Origin of the sequence: uncultured Ellagibacter sp., assembly GCF_934617235.1 — a bacterium.
Lineage (GTDB): Bacteria > Actinomycetota > Coriobacteriia > Coriobacteriales > Eggerthellaceae > Ellagibacter.
The window spans coordinates 1-20,188 of record NZ_CAKTTZ010000042.1 but is presented as its reverse complement, the minus strand read 5'-3'; the positions used below and the strand labels follow the sequence as shown (position 1 = coordinate 20,188).

Annotated in this window: 14 protein-coding genes; all 14 read left to right on the top strand. The window is 57.7% G+C overall.

Annotated elements, in window-relative coordinates; genetic code table 11:
• The first annotated feature begins 204 nt into the window (after positions 1–204).
• Positions 205–1,518, top strand: a complete 1,314-nt coding sequence (locus Q0G85_RS08320; protein ID WP_297156610.1) for an MFS transporter — start codon at positions 205–207, stop codon at positions 1,516–1,518.
• A gap of 447 nt (positions 1,519–1,965) precedes the next feature.
• The gene (locus Q0G85_RS08315; RefSeq protein WP_297156607.1) at positions 1,966–4,065 is read left to right on the top strand and encodes an FAD-dependent oxidoreductase; all 2,100 of its coding nucleotides are present in this window, start codon (positions 1,966–1,968) and stop codon (positions 4,063–4,065) included.
• A 97-nt stretch (positions 4,066–4,162) separates the two neighbouring features.
• The gene (locus tag Q0G85_RS08310; RefSeq protein WP_297156604.1) at positions 4,163–6,223 is read left to right on the top strand and encodes an FAD-dependent oxidoreductase; all 2,061 of its coding nucleotides are present in this window, start codon (positions 4,163–4,165) and stop codon (positions 6,221–6,223) included.
• 159 nt (positions 6,224–6,382) lie between these two features.
• Positions 6,383–7,615 (top strand): OFA family MFS transporter, encoded by a 1,233-nt coding sequence (locus tag Q0G85_RS08305; protein ID WP_297156601.1) that lies wholly within the window; start codon positions 6,383–6,385, stop codon positions 7,613–7,615.
• A 123-nt stretch (positions 7,616–7,738) separates the two neighbouring features.
• On the top strand, positions 7,739–9,694 hold the full coding sequence (locus Q0G85_RS08300; RefSeq protein ID WP_297156599.1) for an FAD-dependent oxidoreductase: 1,956 nt from the start codon (positions 7,739–7,741) through the stop codon (positions 9,692–9,694).
• A gap of 156 nt (positions 9,695–9,850) precedes the next feature.
• Positions 9,851–10,543 carry an EthD domain-containing protein gene (locus Q0G85_RS08295; RefSeq protein ID WP_297156596.1) on the top strand — a complete coding sequence of 231 codons (693 nt, stop codon included), beginning with the start codon at positions 9,851–9,853 and terminating at the stop codon, positions 10,541–10,543.
• A 99-nt stretch (positions 10,544–10,642) separates the two neighbouring features.
• On the top strand, positions 10,643–11,539 hold the full coding sequence (locus Q0G85_RS08290) for an SDR family NAD(P)-dependent oxidoreductase (RefSeq protein ID WP_297156593.1): 897 nt from the start codon (positions 10,643–10,645) through the stop codon (positions 11,537–11,539).
• Positions 11,540–11,649: 110 nt separating this feature from the next.
• The gene (locus Q0G85_RS08285; RefSeq protein WP_297156588.1) at positions 11,650–12,405 is read left to right on the top strand and encodes an SDR family NAD(P)-dependent oxidoreductase; all 756 of its coding nucleotides are present in this window, start codon (positions 11,650–11,652) and stop codon (positions 12,403–12,405) included.
• A gap of 70 nt (positions 12,406–12,475) precedes the next feature.
• Complete coding sequence (locus Q0G85_RS08280) at positions 12,476–13,225, top strand: SDR family NAD(P)-dependent oxidoreductase (RefSeq protein ID WP_297156585.1); 750 nt, start codon at positions 12,476–12,478, stop codon at positions 13,223–13,225.
• Positions 13,226–13,252: 27 nt separating this feature from the next.
• Entirely contained in the window at positions 13,253–13,744 is a 492-nt protein-coding gene (locus tag Q0G85_RS08275; protein WP_297156582.1) for a nuclear transport factor 2 family protein, read from the top strand.
• Between the two features lie 90 nt (positions 13,745–13,834).
• Positions 13,835–14,572 carry an EthD domain-containing protein gene (locus Q0G85_RS08270; RefSeq protein WP_297156578.1) on the top strand — a complete coding sequence of 246 codons (738 nt, stop codon included), beginning with the start codon at positions 13,835–13,837 and terminating at the stop codon, positions 14,570–14,572.
• A gap of 616 nt (positions 14,573–15,188) precedes the next feature.
• The gene (locus Q0G85_RS08265) at positions 15,189–17,489 is read left to right on the top strand and encodes a molybdopterin-dependent oxidoreductase (RefSeq protein WP_297156575.1); all 2,301 of its coding nucleotides are present in this window, start codon (positions 15,189–15,191) and stop codon (positions 17,487–17,489) included.
• Between the two features lie 496 nt (positions 17,490–17,985).
• Complete coding sequence (locus Q0G85_RS08260; protein ID WP_297156572.1) at positions 17,986–18,930, top strand: LysR family transcriptional regulator; 945 nt, start codon at positions 17,986–17,988, stop codon at positions 18,928–18,930.
• A 193-nt stretch (positions 18,931–19,123) separates the two neighbouring features.
• A partial coding sequence (locus tag Q0G85_RS08255; RefSeq protein WP_297156568.1) for an MFS transporter occupies positions 19,124–20,188 on the top strand: 1,065 nt, incomplete at its 3' end.

The following is a 20,188-nucleotide window of genomic DNA, read 5'->3' as shown; positions in this document are numbered from 1 at the left end:
GCTCAGCATGGTTCGACCTTCATCGGCAAGATCAACACGTATCTGACCAAGACTTTCTCGGTGGTTGCTCCTTCGTAGTGGATTTCAGCTCCCGCGCGCGGCCTAATACGTGCGCGGGAGCTTAAGGCGGCAGGGTCTTTGCGGCTTTGCTGCTTTTGGGGTTATAGGGGATTCGAAACAAACAAATCAAGGAAGGGGGAGAACATGGGAGAAGTTGCAAAGAAGAAGACTTCGCTGGCCAAGGCTGTGTTCTCTGGTAGTCTTGGAAACATGTTGGAGTGGTTCGACTATGGTCTCTATGGCTACTTTGCGGTTATCATCTCGGCTGAATTTTTCGCAGCCGAAGATCCCATCGTAGGTCTCCTGCTGAGTTTCATGACGTTTGCGGTAGGTTTTTTGGTCCGCCCGCTCGGCGGTATCCTTATCGGTGCGTATGCCGATAAGCATGGTCGAATCAAGGCGTTGACCTTGACCATCCTCGGTATGGGTATTTGCACCATGCTTATGGGTTGTCTGCCCACCTACCAGCAAATCGGTATCGCGGCCCCGATTCTTTTGACGGTGCTCCGTCTTATCCAGGGCTTGTGCACAGGCGGCGAGTTCGGCTCTTCGCTTACGTTCATCTCCGAGTACGGCACGCCCAACAACCGCGCCTTCCTCGTGAGCTGGCAGCCCTTCAGCGTCGGCGTCGGCCTTATCATCGGTTCCACGTCCGGCCTCATTATCACGTCGATCCTGCCCACCGAAGCCCTGTACGCTTGGGGCTGGCGCATCCCGTTCATCTGCGGCATCCTGATCGCGATCTACGGCGTCTACATGCGCCGCAACGTTCCCGATTCGCCGGAGTTCCAGAAGCGCAAGGCCGAGCAAGAGGCCGCTGGCGTCGAGGCAAAGGTCAAGATTCCCTTCAAGGACCTGTTCGTCGGCCACTTCGCTTCCATCATGGCTGTTATCCTGCTGCTCGCAGGCGCATCCACGAGCTACTACCTGCTGATCACCTACATGCCGACCTACATTTCCCAATTCGTCGGTACGTCGATGTCCGATGCCTTCGCCGTCAACACTTCGGTTTTGGCAATCTATCTCATCCTGTGCCCGTTTGCCGGCAAGATCGTCGACAAGATCGGCCGCCGTCGCGGTCTGATCATCGGCTCCATCGGATTTCTGATCTTCACCTATCCGGTGTTCTCCATCTTGGTTCAGCACACCAACCCCGCGATCATGATCGCCTTGCTGGGCATCCTCGTTGCCTGCCAGACGCTCATCGCCGTCGGCAATGCCGTCGTCTCGACCGAGATCTTCCCCACCGAGCTTCGCAGCAGCGGCGTCGGCTTCGCGTACAACCTGTCTGCCGCAGTCTTCGGCGGTCTGGCCCCTCTGGCCGCAACCGCTCTGATCGCAGCTACGGGAAACCAGATCTCCATTGTCTGGCTGATCATGGGCGCGATCCTTATTACCCTTGTCACTTCCGTGTTCCTGCTGAAGCGTTTCTACGGCAAGGACGGGAAGGTCAAATAGCCCGAGCTTCAAGATTTAGTCCCTCCAGGCTCAGGCGGTCTGCGGCGTTCTCGATCGGACGTCCCCTGCGAAGCGCGGGAGTTTATCCCCCTCCTGCGCTTCGCAACTCCCCTCGCCGATGCGGCCTTGGCGTCGTGCGGCTTTAAGGGTCGATAGATGCCGTCTTCGCACAGCTTCGGACGCTTGCGAAAGTCGGTTTTGGAAGGGGTCGCCAAACGCGGCCCAAAGCTCGCCTTTTCTGCTTCATTGCGGAAGAAAAAAGGCGTGTTGCTTACCTAAAAGTAAGCGATGACCTCACCTTTTGGTAAGAAGCGCACTTTGGAGTGCGTTCTTCTCGCTTCTCGAGTTCTCCGTAAAAATAGTAGGTGTACGGACGATTCGAAGCGTTTAACGGTCGAAGTCGAAAGATAGTGTTGGCCATGGGGCCAACGGAGGAGTGAGGAAGAAATGGGAGCCTACGATAAGCTTTTGGAACCGATCAAAATCGGTTCTCACACTTGGAAGAATCGAATTGTCAAAGCGCCTTCGTCTGCGATGTCCTGGGGCCCGAACCAGGCTTGCAACGATGTCATCATCGGCCTCGATGAAGCGATGGCCAAGGGCGGCGCCGGCGCAATCATCCTCGGCGGAATGATTTCCGACGATCCCTCGATGCTCATCGACGACAATGCCGGTGGCGTCTACACCGTCGAGACCTACCCCGTGGGCGGTCTCTACGACGACAGGTTTATCCCCGGTCTCGCAAAGCTCGCCGACGCATGCCACGCTCATGGGTGCGAGCTGATCGCTCAGATTTTCCAGAACGGCGCAGCGATCAAGACCATCGGGGGAGCATGGTGCTCTTCCTCTTTGACCGAAGAGGAGCTTCCCAGCCCTGCTCCCTATTGCCATCCGACGCGCGGCCTTTCCCTCGAGGAGATCGAGGAATGGAAAGAGCGCTACTTCGCCGCTGCAGAGCGCGCGAAGAAGGCCGGCTTAGACGGCATCGAAGTGCACGCCGCCAACGGCTACTTCTTGCTGAGCTTCGCTTCCCGCGTTTGGAATCATCGCGATGACCAGTACGGTTGCCAGAGCATCGAGAACCGCACGCGCCTGCAGTGCGAGATCATCCGCGGCGTCAAAGAGCGTTGCGGCGAGGACTTCATCGTCGGCGTTCGCACGAACGGTCAGGAGTTCTGCCATCCCGATGCCATCACCATCGAAGAGGGCGTCGAGATCGCGAAGTACTACGAGGCCGCAGGCGCAGACTACATCAGCGTCACCGGCTATGGCTACGGCCCTGTGCCCATGCAGTTCGCGGTCGACTACTGGCAGTACCCCACCGCCGATCCCGAGATGAAGCAGTTCCTTCCCCGTCTTGACGGCGAAGGCCTGGTCATCCCCCCTGCAGAAGCAATCAAGAAGGCCGTGAACGTTCCCGTTTTCGGCGTTGGTTTCGCGACTCCGGAAAAGGCAGAGTCCGCCCTCGAAAAGGGAATGGTCGACCTTGCTCAGTTCGCGCGCGCCCTGTGGGCCGATCCTGAGCTTCCGAACAAACTCGCGGAGAACCGCCCCGAGGACATCCGTCGCTGCAACCACTGCTCAACGTGCGACCAGCTTCGCATGAACGAGCGCGTCAAGCGCCGCTGCCGCGTCAACCCCGCGTTCCTGCGCGAGAACGAGCTTGTCTCCACCCCCGCAGAGGTCAAGAAGAAGGTCCTCGTCGTGGGTGCAGGCGCTGCCGGCCTCGAGGCTGCACGCGTCGCTGCCGAGCGCGGTCATGAGGTCACGCTGTGCGAGAAGGAATCCATCCTTGCGCTCGAACTCAACCTCGCGACCATGGTCAAGGGCACCGTATGCGAGAACGTCCCCGCGCTTATCGACTGGCTGACCGGCCAGGCGAAGAAGACCCCGGGCCTGACCATCAAGATGAAGACCGAGGTCACGCCTGATTTCGTGCGCAACATGGCCCCCGACGCCATCGTTGTGGCAACCGGCGGCAAGTACGGTGTGCCGGACATCCCGGGCATCGACCTTGGTATCGTCTCGACCGTGCCCCAGCTCACGAAGCTCGCGGCAAAGCCCTTGAAGCTCTTCGGCGCTACCGCCATCAACAAGCTCTCGCAGATCGCCCTTCCCGGCATCGGCAAGAACTGCGTTGTCATCGGCGGCCAGATCGAGGGCGTCCAGGGCGCGATCTTCCTGCACAAGCGCGGCAAGAACGTCACCATTCTCGAAGACCTCGAGACGGTGGGCGAGGGCCTGCCCCCGCGCTACCGCACCCGCTCGCTGAAGTATCTGGAGGAGAACGGCATCGATATCATGACCGGTGTCCAGTTCAAGTCCATCGACAAGCGCGGCATCACGTACGTGAAGGATGGCGAGGAGCGCTACATGAAGGCTGACAGCATCATGGTCTTCAAGTCCCCCGACACCAATCTCGATCTCTACGATCGATTGAAAGATTTGGCCCCTGAGGTTTACGCGATCGGCGCATGCCAAGGTTCCAGCAGTTCGCTCATGGTCGATGCCGTTAGCCAGGGAAGGGAAATCGGCTTGAAGCTGTAGTGCTTAGGCCCCGGTCTTGGCGGCGTGTTTTCGGCTTCATGCCGCCAAGGCCCATCCCCCTTCGGTATCGGTTTCGCGTGAAACGAGGAGCGTTCCTGTGAACAAGTATGAAACACTTCTTTCGCCTATCGAGATTGCTCCTAACTTCGTTATGAAGAACAGGATGATCAAGGCGCCGCAGTCTTCCTGGCGCTGGAATCTCGACAACACCGCTGATGACAGCGATGCGTTGGCGATGTATGAGAATATGGCCGCTGGTGGCCTGGCTGCGATTAACGTGGCCGCGATTCTTTGGGAGCCTGCTCCTGGAATCTATTTGGGTGCCTACGACGACAAGTTCGTGCCCGGCATGAAGGAGCTCACTGCGGCAATCCATAAGCATGACTGCCTTGCCATCGGTCAGCTTCACCACATCGGCCCGTCCGGTGGGCTCGGCCCCAACGGCGAGCTGCCCGTCGGTGCGTCTTCCCTGACCGCTGACGAGATCCCGGTTCCTGCTCCGTGGTGCCATCCCACCCGAGGCCTCTCGGTTGACGAGATCCACGAAGCGCAGCGCAAGCAGATCGAAGCGGCGGTTCGCTTGAAGGAAGGCGGCTTCGACGCGGTCGAGGTCCATATCGCGCATGGCTACTTCCTTAACAGCTTCGTGAGCCCGCTGTGGAACAAGCGCGACGACGAGTACGGTTGCCAAAACATCGAGAACCGCACTCGCATTGTATGCGAAATCATCCGCGGCATCCGTGAGGCGTGCGGCCCCGACTTCGTCATCGGCTGCCGCCTGAACGGGCGCGAGTTCCATCCCACCAAGGTCGGCATCACGCCCGAATGGGCAGCTGACAATGCGAAGGCGTTTGTTGAGGCGGGTGCTCAGTACATCAGCGTCGCAGGTTATGGATACGGGCCCACCCCGTTTCGCTACTGCCCCGACTACTTCGCCTACCCCGAGCCCGACGAGTTCATGGAGCCGTTCATGGACGAGTACCACGATATGGGCTTGTGGACCGCTGTTGTGAAAACTATCAAGGACGCTGTCGACGTTCCCGTTATGACCGCAGGTCGCATGGACGAGGACCTCGCCGAGCGCGTTCTTGAAAACGGCGACGCGGACATCATCGCGCTTGGCCGCACGCTTTGGGCCGACCCGCATTTCGCGCGGAAGGTCGCAGAGGGCCGAACCGACGAGATCATTCACTGCACTCGTTGCGCAAGCTGCGAGGACCCGGTCACCCAGCCGCGCATCTGCCGCGTGAACCCTACGCTTGGCCAGGAGCGTCAGCTTGCGGCGAAGCCCGCCGAGACCAAGAAGCGCGTCATGGTTGTCGGTGGCGGCCCTGGCGGCATGGAGTGCGCGCTGACCCTCGCCGAGCGCGGCCACGATGTCACCCTCTACGAGAAGTCGGGCTCTTTAGGCGGGCGCACCAAGCTCGCCGCGATGATCAAGAGCGGCGGCTGCGAAGAGGTCATGCACATCTTCGACTACCTGACGACCATGATTGAAAAGTCCAATGTCAAGGTCAGTCTGAAGACGGAAGTCGACGAGCGCCTCATCCGCAAGGTCGCTCCCGATGCCGTCGTCGTCGCGAACTCGTCACCCTACTTCATTCCCGACATTCCGGGTATGAGCCGCAAAAATGTGTTCACCATCCCGATGATGAGCAAGCTCGCGCAGGTTCCGATGAAGATGTTCGGGCCCGACAAGCTCGCCTCCATGAGCGAGAAGTTCTTCCCCGTGGGAAAGAAGGTTCTCATCTGGGGTGCAGGCGCGGAGGGTGCGCAGTGTGCCGAGTTCATGCGCAAGCGCGGCAAGGAGATTGTCCTCGTTGCCGAAAACGATGACATCGGCGGGCTGATTCCGCTGAAGTACAAGGAGCGCATCGTGCCTTGGTTCGAGCGTAAAAACGTTCGAATTGTGCGCAACTCGACGGTGGCTGAATTCACCAAGAAGGGTGCCGTCGTCCGCGGGGCGGACGGCTCCGAAGAGTTGATCGAGTGCGATTCTATGATGGTCATGCTTCCCGAGGTGCGCGACCCGGCGTTCTTCGACATGGCACGCTCGATCGTTCCCGAAACGTACGAGATCGGCTCCACGCTTGGTGGGGAGAACGCGTTCTTCAAGCATGCGTTCGCCGATGGTCGTCGCGTAGGGTGCTTGATTTAAGGCATCATCCCGCGTCTCGCCGTGTCGGGATCTTCCGATTCGGCGAGCCGCGGAGTGCATGGGGAAACCGAAGTTTGCCGACGTAGAAAGGGGATGCTTCGTTTAAGGGGTCGGTTTCTCATCTATAAATGTGTTTAGTTGTCTACAAGGAGGATGACAATGTCTCAGAAAACTGCGCGCCGAGGGGTTATGCTTATCTGCGCGGCACTCTGTGGTGCACTCACCGCTTCTCTGAACTGCTGGAGCGTTTTCCAGAAGCCCCTCATGGCGGCTTATGGCTGGTCTCCGCAAGAGGTTTCTTTCGCTTACACGCTGGTTATCGCCCTCATCGGCGTTTCCGGTCCTATCGGCGGTTGGCTGCAGCGCCGCTGGTCTGCAAGCACGATCATGACCATCGCCGGCGTCGGCTTCGGCCTTGGCTGGTTCCTGACCGGCTTCGCAAGCAGCATCCCGGTGCTCTACGTGACCTTCGGCATCCTGGTCGGTGTGTGCGACGGTATTGCCTACAACCTGTCGCTCGCGGTATGCACCCGTTGGTATCCTGACAAGCGCGGCTTCGCAAACGGCATCGCTCTCGCTATCATGGCTATCTACCCGCTGTTCACTGCTCCGATCGCCAACATGCTCATCGAGCAGTTCAACGTTTCTCTCTGCTTCAACATCGTCGGTATCTTCTGCATCGTGTGCTTCATCATCCTGGCTCGCGTTCTGAAGCTTCCTGCCGCTGACTACAAGCCCGAAGGCTGGGAACCGCCCGTCGAGGTCGTCGACACCAAGGTCAAGAGCTACACCTCTCCCGAAATGCTCAAGACTCCCTTCTTCTGGGTTATGCTTCTCTTCTTCGGTATGGTTGGCTGCACCGGCGTTACGATGCTCTCCACCGTTTCCCTGATCGGCCAGACGCAAGCTGGCATGGACGCTGGCATGGGCGCTCTTATGGTCGGCATCTTCGGTATCGCGAACGCCATCGGTCGTGTGGGCCTCGGCGCCATCTCCGACAGGTTCGGCCGCTTCCAAACCATGTTCGGTGCCGTTGCTGTCACTGCGGTAATCCACCTGTTCCTGTACTCGAGCGCTAATACCCCGATGGTGTTCATCGCTGAGTCCTGCGTGCTCGGCATCTGCTTCGGCGGCATCATGGCCATCATGCCTTCGCTGAACGCCGACGCCTTCGGTCCTGGCAACATGGGCCAGAACTACGGCTTCATGTTCATCGGCTACACCCTGGCTTCCTTCATCGGGCCCCAGGTTGCAGCTAACGCTCTCGCCACCACCGGCAGCTACAGCTCCGCATTCCCGATCCTCGGTGTTCTCTGCATCGTCGGTATCGTTCTGCTCGCCATCGCCCTGTTCTTCTTCAAGAGGATGAAGGCCAAGGAGCAGGCTGCCTAAGCTGTGCAAGCGAAGCTTGTAAGGTAGTTAAGATTTCAACAGGGGTCGAGCCTATGTTTGGCCCCTGTTCTCTATTTCGCTGGGCTTATGCCCAAGCTTGGTTTTGACGCGGGGGTACGTGCTATGGGGAACTTCGACTATCTGCTTACCGAGGGGCGCATCGGGGGGCTGACTCTTAAGAATCGCCTGATCGCGACTGCTGCCGTTACCGATATGGCAGGCGAAGACGGCCTGCCGACCGAGCAGTTCATCCGCTTTCACGAGGAGAAGGCTCGCGGCGGATGGGGCCTCGTGATCACCGAGAACTATGCAATCGTCCCCGAGGGGAAGACCCATGTGCGCCTCCCTGGTCTGTGGAGCGATTCCCAGATTGCGCCCCACGCCGAGTTCGTGCGTCGCATCCATGCGGCGGGCGGAACCATCGGTGCGCAGCTGTTTCATCCCGGACGGGTTGCAAACCCCGCTTTTGCGGGTGAGAACCTCATGGCGCCCTCGGCGCTTCGCGACCCGACGGCGCAGAATACGCCACGGGAAATGAGCCATGACGACATCCGCTTTGTGGTGGGTGCGTTCGCTTCCGCTGCTCGTCGCGCGAAGGAGGCGGGCTTCGATGCGGTTGAGATCCACGGGGCACACGGATACCTGATCAACGAGTTTCTCTCGCCTGTCTGCAACAAGAGATGCGACGAGTACGGGGGAAGCCTTCCTGGCCGGGCGCGCTTCGCGCTCGAGGTCATAGGAGCCATCCGCGATGCCGTCGGCCCCGATTACCCGATTTCGTTCCGTTTCAGCGCTTGTGACCATGTGCCGGGAAGCAACGGCGCGTACGAGACGAGGGCTCTCGCTCGGATGATCGGCTCCGCGGGCATCGACTTGCTCAATATTTCGCAAGGGGTGCCCGAATCGCGCGATGTGATCACGCCGCCTTCGGGAATCGAGCCTGGCTTCTACGCTCTTTCTGCCAGCGCGCTGAAGGAAGTCGTCGACGTGCCGATCGCGGTCGTCGGGCGGATTTCCGATCCCGCCATCGCCGAAGAGCTCGTTGCTTCAGATACTACCGATTTCGTCGGCATGGGGCGCTCGTCTCTGGCCGATCCCCAGTTCCCGCTGAAGGTGGCGCAGGGTCGTCCGGAGGATATCATCCCGTGCATCGCGTGCTTGCGCGGGTGTGCGGGCGAGAGCAGGCGTGGCCATTCCGTGCATTGTGCGCTCAACCCCCGCACGGGACGCGAGGTTGAGTATTCGGAGCGCTTCGATTTGGGTGCGGACGAGCGGCCCGAAGTCAAAAGCGTCATGGTGGTTGGCGGCGGTATCGCTGGCATGGAAGCCGCGCTGGTTGCCGCTTCAAGGGGCCATGATGTCGACTTGTTCGAAGCATCGGACAGGCTCGGCGGACAGTGGCGTCTCGCTGCGATTCCGCCGGGCAAGCAGGTACTTGCAACCTTTGCGGCATGGCAGGTTCGCCAGATTGAGAAGGCTGGCGTGCGCGTTCACCTCAACGAGAAGATGACGGCTGCCCGGGTTGCCGCGGCTGCTCCTGATGTGGTCATCGTCGCGACGGGCAGCGTTCCTTCCGCCCCGCCGATCCCCGGCCTTGCGGAGTCGCCGCTTGTTGTGGGCGCGTGGGACGTGCTTGCGGGCAAAGCGACTGTTCGGGGAAAGGTAGCAGTTTTAGGAGGCGGCCAGGTTGGCGTAGAGACCGCCGAGCTCCTTGCTGAGCAGGGGGCACGGGTCACCATCATCGAGGCCGCATCCGAGATTGCCTCCGATGCGGAGCCGATTCCGCGCAGCTGGTCGCTCGCGCACCTCGATGAGCTGGGAGTTTCAGTGCGAACCGGCACCAAGGTGGTCGAGGTGTCCGACACGGGCGTCCTTGCCGAGCACTGCGGCGTCACGTCGAAGCTCACCGGCTTCGATACGGTCGTTACGGCGTTCGGCTCTCGCAGCGAGTCTGCTCTCGCTACGGAGATTCCCGAAGCGGGCTTTTGCGGCAGGGTGCTTGTCGTGGGGGATGCGCTTGGCGTGGCCGACGCGTTCGAGGACATACGCAACGCGTACGAGGCCGCTTGCTCCATTTAGTTGGTAGAATTATCAGTCCGATTCAATGCCTTACTTAAAGGTAAGGCGCGCACTTTCAAGTGCGTTCTTGGCGTTGTCCCAAAGCCGTAGGAAACTGAAGGCAGAGGGCATAGAACGAAAGCATATGCTGAAGATTCATTGTAGAAAGGGGAACAAATGATTTCGAGGATCAGCTTGCTGAAGGGTAAAGAAGGCGTTTCCGAGAAGGATTTCCGCAATGCGCTCGTAGAGGGGTTCGAGGCTATCGTAGGGGAGATGCCTACCCTGTTCAAATGCGAGATCAATGTCGTCACCGACCGTCAGCAGCGCTCTTGGGCAGGACGCGGCAGCGTTGACATCGACGGTTTCGTCGAGATGTATTTCGACAGCTATGGCGATATGAACGAGGCCCTCGAAGCCAAGGGCGAGGCAATCGCCGAGCTTTACGCGAAGGTTGCCGAGGCTCCGGTTTCCGAGTTCGTCTCCGTGAAGAAGGTCGACACCCCGGTTCCCGCTTACCTGCAGAAGAAGGGCCCGATCAAGCGCGTTTCCTTCTGCGACCGCAAGGAGGGCGTGGACGCGATGAAGTTCCACACCGAGTGGTGGTACACCCACTCCCTGCTCGTGAAGCACATGACCGGCTACTGCGGCTACAACCAGAACCTCGTCGTCGACCGCCTGATCGATGGCAAGCATGTGAGCTACGACGAGCTTCCCTTCGAGGGTATGGTCGAGTTCTTCTTCGAGGACATGGACGCCTTCGACGAGTGCTACGGCACCCCCGGCTTCGAGCGTCGCGCAAGCCCGCACGCTGCTGAGTTCATCGGCACCGTCACCACGTACTTCGTCGACCCCATCGTCGTCAAATAGGTCGATTCGCTACAGCCGCGTTGCACGCACGTGTAGCGCGGCTGCGCTTTCCCCCAACATACAACAGCAACATTCACAAAGAGTCACAAGGAGGACGGAATGAAATCCGAGCGCGCAGCATTCTTTGATGAGGCGATTGTCACCGGCCCGGGCCAGAAGGAGTTCGAGGAGCGCATCTATGCGGAATCCCAGGCCAAGCACTGGCCTCGCGTTCCCGAGGGCACCGGCAAGTTCGACGGCCAGGTCGTTATCGTGACGGGCGCCGCCGGCGGTCAGGGCGAAATCGAAGCCAAGATGTTCGCTCAGCAGGGTGCGAAGGTCTACATAGTCGACGTTGTTGAAGAGGGCTTGAAGCGCGTCGAGGCGAACATTCTCGCCGATGACGGCGAGGCTGTCGCGGTCGTCATGGACGTCGCCGACGAAGAGGGTTGGCAGAACCTCGTTGCCCGCATCAAGGAAGAGTGCGGCCGCCTCGACGTTTTGGTCAACAACGCCGGCATCTGCCAGAACGGTAGCGTCCTTACGGAAACCCGCGAGTCGCTCGAGCGCATCATGGACGTCGACTGCTGGGGCGTCTACAACGGCATGCACTATTGCGCGCCTTCCATCATCGAGTCTGGCGGCGGAGCAATCGTGAACACGTGCTCCTATCAGGGCACTCACTTCGGCCCCGGCAACTTCGTCGGCTATGCCATGGCGAAGGCCGCCGCGATGGGCATGACCCGCGCCGCCGCAACCGACCTTGGTGCCCTGGGTGTTCGCGTTAACTCGGTGAATCCCGGCCTTATCCTCTCCGGCATGACGCTTCCTCGCGGCCAGAACCGCAAGGGCCTGTGCGACGCCTCCTCGCTGAAGCGCTACGGCATGCCTGAGGAAATCGCATCCGTTGTTTTGTTCCTCGCTTCCGACGATGCGAGCTTCATCAACGGCGAGTTCATTTCCGCTGACGGTGGCGCCACCACGTATCTCCACCTCGCAACCGCGGACAAGAACTAGTCACGCATCGGGAGCTTCTTCTTTGGGAAGGGGCTCCTTCTGCAAATCATATCGGAACATTCGATGAAGGCGAGTTTCGGGGGAATGCTTGCCGAAGGGGACGATCGATTATGGCAAGATTTGACGGTAAAGTCGTTGTGGTGACCGGCGCTGCGAACGGTATCGGGCGCGGCATGGTCGAGCGCTTCCTCGAGGAGGGAGTCGAGGTTGTTGTGGCTGTCGACCTCGAAGAGGAAACCCTTGCAAAAGTGTACGGGGAAGAGGGCCGCGTTCGCAGGTTCGCCCTCGACATCAGGGACTTCGACGCCGTACATGCGATGGTCGACGCAGCGGTGGAGGAGTTCGGCCGCATCGATATCCTCATGAACAACGCGGGCATCTCCATCAAGGACAACGACAAGTACGGCATGCTGAATTGCCCGAAGGAAGCCTGGGACAAGGTGATCTTGACCAACGTGTGCGGCACATTCTACGTCGCGCAGGCCGTTGCCCAAGCGATGGTCGCAAAGGGCACGAAGGGCGTGATCATCAACACGTCGTCCAACACCTTCCGCTTCATTCCGAAGTTCCTTGGCGCGTACCCCGCGTCCAAGGCTGCCATCACTATTTTCACAAAGCAGTTCGCCAAAGAGCTCGCCGAGTACGGCATTCGCGTGAATGCTTTCGGGCCGGGCACCGTGAAGACCCGCATGAGCGAGCCGACGCGCTTGAATCCCGAGATGAACGAGGCGTTCCTCAAGGCGATTCCGACGCATCGCTACGGCGAGATCCATGAAGCGGTGAGCCTGGGCTTGTTCCTCGCGTCCGACGAGGCGTCGCTTTTGCTCGGCGAGACCGTTTTCGCAGACGGAGGCCAAAGCCTCTAATCGAATCCAGCGGCCACTCGGCCATGATGCGCCATCGATTTGGCGCAATGAATACGATAGGAGACTAACCATGGAAATGCAGAGATTTGTCGATAAGGTCGCGCTTGTCACCGGCGGCGCCAACGGCTTCGGCCGCGGCCTGACCGAGCAGCTTGTCAAGGAGGGTGCCAAGGTCGTCATCTTCGATATCGAAGATGACACGATGGAAGAGGTCTTCGGCGGCAACGACGACGTTGTGTGCATGCATTGCGACGTGCGCGACTACGACCGCGTCCAGGAATGCGTGAAGGAAATCATCGAGCGCTTCGGCCGCATCGATATCCTCATGAACAACGCCGGCACGGTGTGCAGGCAAAGCTTCCTCGAGTGCACCAAGGAAGGCTGGCTCGAGGTCATCGACACCAACCTGAACGGCGTCTTCTACGTTGCCCAGGCGGTTGCACGCACCATGGTCGAGCTTGGCGTCCAGGGTCATATCCTAAACGTCAGCTCCAACAGCTCCCGCACCACTATCAGCAACGTCACCCCGTATCCGCCTTCAAAGTCCGCGGTGAAGATGCTCACGCAGACCATGGCGCGCGAACTCGCCGAGTACGGCATCCACGTGAACGCGATCGCCCCTGGCACGTCGCTTACGCGCATCACCTTGGGCACGCGTAACGACCCCGAGCGCAACGCGGCATTTCTCGCCAAGATGCCCTTCCATCGCTACGGCGAGATTCGCGAGATGGTCGATGTCTCGCTGTTCCTTTGCTCGGAGGCGGCGTCGTTCATCACCGGCGAAACCATCTACGAAGATGGCGGATTCAACCTGCAGTAACCGGTTCCCGTTTGAAAGGAGTGCCCGATGACGACTTTGGAAGAGCTTGAAAAGCGCATCGCCGCACAGGAGGATTTGCGCGCGATTGAGCGTTTGCAGGCCAACTATTGGGACTATCTCGACGCCAAGAATTGGGAAGGCCTGCGCTCGATTTTGATCGAGGACTTCGTCTTCATCAACAACACGACCGGCGGTCGCTACGAGGGCCGCGACGGCATGCTCTCCACGATGGAGGGGAAGTTCTGCGACGGGGTTATCTCAAGTCATCAGGGGCATCATCACTGGGTCGAGCTCGTCGATGAGACCCATGCCATCTCGCATTGGTCGCTCGAGGACGACTTGTACGACTCGAAGCACGGCGGCGAGTTTGTCGGGCGCGCGCACTATGACAACAAGTACGTGAAGATCGACGGCCGCTGGTATTTCGAGGAAATGTCGCTCACCTACCTGCGCGGAAAGGGCGAGATCAAGAAGCTCGCGGACGACTGCGCGAACGCCTACAAGGTTTTCATGATGTAGGAAACTCGGGCCGCGCTGGTGCCGCCGTCGGCGCGGCTTCCTACTGCTACAAGCCCCATCAGGGACGGCTTTGCCCATAAAGGAGGAAACATGATTGTCCGTTGCGGACTTTTGAAGAAGAACGACAACTTGACCGACGAGCAGTTTGCCGAGCATTGGCTGAATGTTCACGGCCCCATCGTCGCCGACATGAAGAACGTGCGCGCTTACAAGCAGAACGTGGTCATCGACCGCGAGCATCGCCATCCCATCGGGGGCGGCAGCGTCGACATCGACGGCTTCTCCGAGATGCATTTCGACGACTTCACCGCTATGCACGACGGCGTGTCGTCGATGGACCAGGAGACCGGCAACGCCATGCTCGAAGATGCCGAGAAGCTTTTGTCCAAGCGCCTGTGCGACATCGTGGTGTTCGATCGCCGCGTCGTGCGCGAGGTCCCCGAGTATCTGCGCAATCGCGACGACATGATCCACCGCGTCGCCTTTATCCGCCGCTCCGAGAACGTCTCCGCCGCCGAGTTCCAGCGCGAATGGTGCTACGCGCACGCCAAGCTCGTCGAGGCTTGCCCTGGTCATGCCGGTTATGCCCAAAACCTCGTGATGGCTCGCTATGTGGAAGGAAAGCCCGCAACGTATGACGAGCTGCCGGTCGATGCCATGGTCGAGTTCTATTTCGAGAACTGGGACGCGTTCAACTGCTTCTATGCGTCGGAGGAGTTCAAGCGCCTCTCCGCGCACGGTGCGGGCTTCATCGGCTCGATTGACACGTACCTCGTTCAGTCGCACACTGTCGTCGAACACCCCTCCGATGGCGGCTACTGGCTGTAAGGTTTTGAGGCTCTGTCCGGGGCCACAAGGGGAGAGCGGGCCACGTGCCCGCTTTTTCTTGCGCCGTGGTTTGTCAAGGCGAACTTTCGCGAAATACCCTCCGTCGTGGACAAATAATGGCGATATGCGAGTCAACTCGCTGCGAGGGGAATATCCTCACGGAGGGTAGAAAGCTGCGACTTGGGCTTTCTCATTCGAGCCGATCGGGAGAAGATCGCGGGAAGCCCTCTTGACTCACATATCGCCATTTTTTGTCCCCCATGGGGGAAATCGGGGCAAGAAAGGTGGCATTGGGGTAGCGGTCAAGCTTGTTGGGTACTCACTGAGCATTGGGCGCCGTCGTAAAACCAGCCCGCGCGCGTTTCCGCGTGACTCCCCAAAGCGGTCTCTCGACGCTTCTCGCAGGGACAATTTGCCGAATCGGGTAGACATTGCTCATATGGGGCAGCATCTGGCGTATGCATTTAGACTTGAAATAGATAAACTACTGAAAAAGCAGTTTGACCTGCTTTGATTTGATATATTAATAGCCGGGAAGATAAACGAAAAACTAAGCTGCATCCATGCGTCTTACAATCGGGCCAGCGTTACAAGCCAGATGAGGTGAGGAGTCGCTATGGAGGCGAATCGAGGGGAGTTCAAAACCAACTGGAAGGAAGCGCAGCTGATGGGTCCCACGCAGGATGACCCAACGGGTCGCGAATGGACTTGGGAAGAGGACGGGTATACCGTCATTCGATCGAACGCGCGATCAGGCCCAGGCTGCCACGACAACTGCGGCATTCTTATGTACGTGAAGGATGGTGTGCTCGAAAAAATCGAGGGCGATCCGGAAAACCCGTACAACCAGGGCCGTCTTTGCCCGCGCTGTTTGGCGTTCAAGGAGATGCTGTATCACAAAGACCGTCTGCGATACCCGATGAAGCGAGCCAAGGAAGACAGGGGAAAGAACACCTTCGAGCGCATCACTTGGGATGAGGCGTATGACATCATCGAACGCGAAATGAAGGCTGTCATCGAAAAGTACGGTCCCGAATCGATTTGGGTGACGCAAGGCACAGGTCGTGACATTAACGGCTACGGAAAGCTAATGGCGCTGTGCCTGGGAACTCCGAATTATGGTACAGGTTTTCTTTCGGGGCAGGCTTGTTACGCGCCACGTATGTTCTCGACCTCGCTTAAAGCAGGCGGTTTGTTTATCTGTGACTACTCTCAGTTCTTCGCTGATCGTTATAATAATCCAGCGTGGGAACCACCTGGATGCATCCTCGTGTGGGGCAACAACCCCGTCGTCGCTAATTCTGACGGAACGCTTGGCCACTGGGTAGTTGAATGCATGAAGCGCGGGAGCAAGCTTATTGTCGTCGACCCGAAGCTTACCTGGTTGGCTGGTAAGGCTGATGTATGGCTTCAGGTTCGTCCAGGTACAGATACGGCGCTTGTACTCGCACTCTGCAATATCATCATTGAGAACGACTTGCAAGATAAGGAATTCATTGATTTATGGTGCTATGGTTACAATGAGTTCGCCGAGAATGTGAAGAAGTATCCTGCGTCGTTTGCTGCAAAGACGTGTGGCGTGGACGAGGATTTGGTCGTCGAAGCGGCTCTTGAAATCGGCCATGCGAAATCGGCGTGCTTGCAATGGGGCGTTGCGATGGACCATACGTCAGAGGGCTTCATAACAGGCATGGCGTGCTTCGATCTTATGGCTCTTACAGGTAACTTTGAGAAACCTGGCTCGATGGTTGCCGCAAATCCTGTGTGGGACATGAGCGTAACATGGCTTCCGCGTGAATGGGTGTGGGATGGATGCCATAAACCGCTGGAGCATCCCGAGCTCACGATGAACGACAAATACCCTGCGCTCAATGCAATTGCTGCTATCAGCCCCGATATGCTGCTTGAAGCCATGGAAACGGGCGAGCCGTACCCGATCAAGGCGATGTTCATGATGCAAAACAATGCCATCGCTTGCATGGGCGCACAGCCGCAGCGCATCTTGCCCGCGCTTCAGAAGATGGACTTCAACGTAGTAGTTGACCTGTTCTTGACCCCGACGGCACTTGCTTGCGCCGATGTCCTGCTTCCCGCAGCGTGCTTTGCGGAGCGCATTGGTATCACGGGGCACCAGCCTTATGCGTTGGGCGCAATTGCTCAGGCTGTTGAGCCTCTTGGTGAATGCAAATCCGATCAGCGCATCATCTACGAAGCAGGTGGCCGCTTTCAAGGCGACGAGTACAAAAAATGGGACAGCGAAGAAGGAATGTATGACTATCTGCTTCGCAACACGGGCCTTACTTACGAGTCTCTTCGAGAGCGCACCTGGCTCTATCCGGAATTTGAGTACTACAAGTACAAGTCGGGCAAATTGCGCTCCGATGGCACGGTCGGTTTTGCCACGAAGACAGGGCGGTATAATTTCTATTGCCCAGAGATGACCTATTTCGGTCTTTCACCCTTGGCTGACTACGAAGAGCCGCCCGAAAGTCCGATTTCCCGCCCCGATTTGGCAGAAAAGTACCCGCTTGTTCTTACCACTGGCGCTCGTTCCTGGGGCTTCTTTCATTCCGAGCACAGGCAAAGCCCGTCTATGCGCAAAATTCACCCCGAACCGACGGTGCTCATCCATCCCGAAACGGCAGAAAAGTACGGCATTGCCGATGGCGACTGGGTGAAAATTGAGAACAATTACGGTTCGTGTAAGCAGAAGGCGAAACTTTCTATTCGAATTCGAAAGGATACCGTTTCAGCTGATCATGCTTGGTGGTTCCCTGAGCGTGATCCGAACGACGGCACGCTGTTCGGTGTCATGGAATGCAATATCAACAAGCTTATTCCCATGCGTCCCGGCAAGGTGGGATTGGGTGCGTCATACAAATCGCAGTTGTGCAGCATCGCAAAGGCCGAGGGGTGATTACCATGAGACAAGTTCTCGTTGTTGACTACGAGTATTGTTCAGGATGCCATACATGCGAAATTGCATGTCAACAGGAACATGGGATGGATCCTGACAAGTACGGCATCAAGCTTACGCAAATCGGTCCTGATGAAATAAAGCCACGAAAATGGCAATTCGAATTCATGCCTATTCCCACAGATCGCTGCGACATCTGTGCGAATCGCCAGGCGAAAGGTAAGCTGCCTTCGTGCGTACAGCACTGCCAGGCTGGATGCCTTTACTTAAGGGACGCTGACGATTTGGGAGATTTGCTGTCGAAGAGGAAGGTATCGCTCTTCACTTTGGGACGCTAGGCTGGTAGTCTCTCGCTGCAATAGGGCAGGGCGGTTGGGTGACGTGCGTTATCCAACCGCACCATGCCTGAAGTGGATAGCTTGCTGCTTTGAAATGGTGCTTAGTCGTCTGTTTCCAACGTATATAATGAGGGGCATAGCGAGAGGGGAGCAAAGCGGTGAAAATCGATACTCTGTACGAGTTTCTCTTGCTTGCGTCTACGCTCAACTATACCGAAACCGCGAAGAACTTTTTCGTTTCTCAGCCTGTTCTCAGCAATCATATCGCTGGCCTTGAAAGGGAGTTGGGCGTTCGGCTCTTTAACAGGAATAGCCATGCGGTCGAGCTCACGGAGGTGGGCGCGATTTTCGTTGCCGATGCGCGGAAGATTGTCGACGATTATGAGGGTGCTATGGGTCGCATCGCTCATTATCGTGAAGGTGTTACTTCGTGCGTGACGATAGGCTTTCTTCTCGGATCGTATGGCTCGTTTCTTCCGGAAGTGTGTCGTAGGTACAGCGTCAAGCATCCAGGTACTGAGTTCGAGTTCAAGGAGCTGGAAATCGGTGCTGTGCAAAGTGGACTTACGCAAGGGACGATAGACGTTGGTTTTACGCTTTTCTCTGAGCCTGGCAACTCGAATCGTTACGAGTCTCGATGCCTCTATAGAGATCGCTATAAGCTTGCGGTTCCGAAATCTCATCGACTTGCGAAAAGGTCGTCGGTTACTATTGACGATTTGCGAAACGAGGTTGTGCTTGCTCCACGGTTCGATAGCTTTAGGAGCACTCTCACCCAGACGAGTGTGAGGCTTCGCAGCGCTGGTATTGACGTGCGAAACGACGATCGCGTTGTCGATGCGGCGGCGCTTATGGCGACGCTCGTGTCGAGCGGGCGAGTGGCCATGGCTCTCGATCATCTCAGCGTGTATGGCAACGGCAACGTCGTGTTCGTTCCTATTGAGGGAACTGGATTCGATTTATGCGCTGGTCCGATGTGGAAGAAATCGCAAGGCAATGGGGCGGTTGAATCGTTCATTAGCTTTCTCGCGAAGGAGACAAACGGCTTCTCGCGCGAGGATTATCTTTCAAGAAAAGGCGCCGATACGCTTCCTTTCAAGTGATAAGATATCGATTTTTACCGTCCCGTAAATCACCAGTTCAGGCTTCTATTTAGCGCATTGCTGACTGCATCTCAACATCTAAGGTTGAGATGGTGAGCCATGATCCAAAATCAACATGAGCGTCTGTAGACCCTAGGTACGGTTGTGGGGATACTTGCCTTCAGGGGGAGGCGGACACGAGGGGGTGGGCTGCATGTCATCTACCACGCAGCGAAAAGAGTTAGAGGCAAAAGATTCAAAGCGTGGCCTCTTTTATGGTTACTCGCTCGTTGTGATTCTTGGCTTTTTATATTTCTGTTCATCGGGGATTATCCTCGCGACGGCTACCATCGTGAATCCGCTCATGCTTCAAGACGAGGCGCTCGGGATGAACGCGACGATGCTCGGAACGGGGTTCTCGCTCTTCGTGCTGGTGCAAGGTATTTCAGCGCCGCTTGTTGGTGCACTGATCTCAAAGTTCGGCGCTCGTTTCAGTATGACGCTCGGCGCGGTGGTTCTCCTCTGTGCCATACTCGCGCTCATCTTTTTCGTCTCTTCGCCGGTCGCCTATTTTGCAGTGTTCGGAGTTGTGACAAGTGCGGCTACCATGATGGTGGGTCAGCTTGCGGTGCAGAGCACTTTGGGCAGCTGGTTTGTGGAGCGTCGTGGTGTAGCAATGACTTGCATGATGGTCATTGGCGCAAGTTCGTCGTTTATTGCACCGCCTGCCGTGAACGCCATCATGGGAGCCACTGGCGGCGGTTGGAGAAGTGGCTGGTATCTCATCGCCGCGCTTGTTGCGTTGGCTATTCCTGTGGCGTTTTTCTTGGTGAAAAATCACCCTTCTGACATCGGGGAAATACCTGATGGTACGTCAAGAGCCAAGGTGGCAGCTAAAAAATGCGACTATAGGTTCGTGGTGTACAAGAATCAAGAGAGCGTCCCGTTCAAACAAGTTGTTCGTACGCCGACGTTTTGGTTCATTTCCCTTGCGGCAACGAGTGGGTTCGCGGCATATACGCTCTCGACTTCGCAGGGTGTCCTCCATTTTACGTCGCTCGGTTTCGATAGTGTTCTCATTGTTGCGGGAGTGGCGCTTATGGGGGCAATGGGCCTTGTAGGCAAGATTTCCATGGGGATAGTGTCCGATCGCATCGAGCCGATACGGCTTATCGTAGTAGCCGCGCTCGTTCTCGTGATTGGTATCGTAGTGGGCGCCGAGGCGTCAAGCGATGCCATGCTGCTCGTTTTCTACGCTTGTATTGGCCTTGGGTTCGGC

Excerpts from the sequence above, each read along its gene's own strand:
- Q0G85_RS08320 (WP_297156610.1), top strand. The coding sequence starts at position 205 with ATGGGAGAAGTTGCAAAGAAGAAGACTTCGCTGGCCAAGGCTGTGTTC.
- Q0G85_RS08315 (WP_297156607.1), top strand. The coding sequence starts at position 1,966 with ATGGGAGCCTACGATAAGCTTTTGGAACCGATCAAAATCGGTTCTCAC.
- Q0G85_RS08305 (WP_297156601.1), top strand. The coding sequence starts at position 6,383 with ATGTCTCAGAAAACTGCGCGCCGAGGGGTTATGCTTATCTGCGCGGCA.
- Q0G85_RS08300 (WP_297156599.1), top strand. The coding sequence starts at position 7,739 with ATGGGGAACTTCGACTATCTGCTTACCGAGGGGCGCATCGGGGGGCTG.
- Q0G85_RS08295 (WP_297156596.1), top strand. The coding sequence starts at position 9,851 with ATGATTTCGAGGATCAGCTTGCTGAAGGGTAAAGAAGGCGTTTCCGAG.
- Q0G85_RS08290 (WP_297156593.1), top strand. The coding sequence starts at position 10,643 with ATGAAATCCGAGCGCGCAGCATTCTTTGATGAGGCGATTGTCACCGGC.
- Q0G85_RS08285 (WP_297156588.1), top strand. The coding sequence starts at position 11,650 with ATGGCAAGATTTGACGGTAAAGTCGTTGTGGTGACCGGCGCTGCGAAC.
- Q0G85_RS08280 (WP_297156585.1), top strand. The coding sequence starts at position 12,476 with ATGGAAATGCAGAGATTTGTCGATAAGGTCGCGCTTGTCACCGGCGGC.
- Q0G85_RS08275 (WP_297156582.1), top strand. The coding sequence starts at position 13,253 with ATGACGACTTTGGAAGAGCTTGAAAAGCGCATCGCCGCACAGGAGGAT.
- Q0G85_RS08270 (WP_297156578.1), top strand. The coding sequence starts at position 13,835 with ATGATTGTCCGTTGCGGACTTTTGAAGAAGAACGACAACTTGACCGAC.
- Q0G85_RS08265 (WP_297156575.1), top strand. The coding sequence starts at position 15,189 with ATGGAGGCGAATCGAGGGGAGTTCAAAACCAACTGGAAGGAAGCGCAG.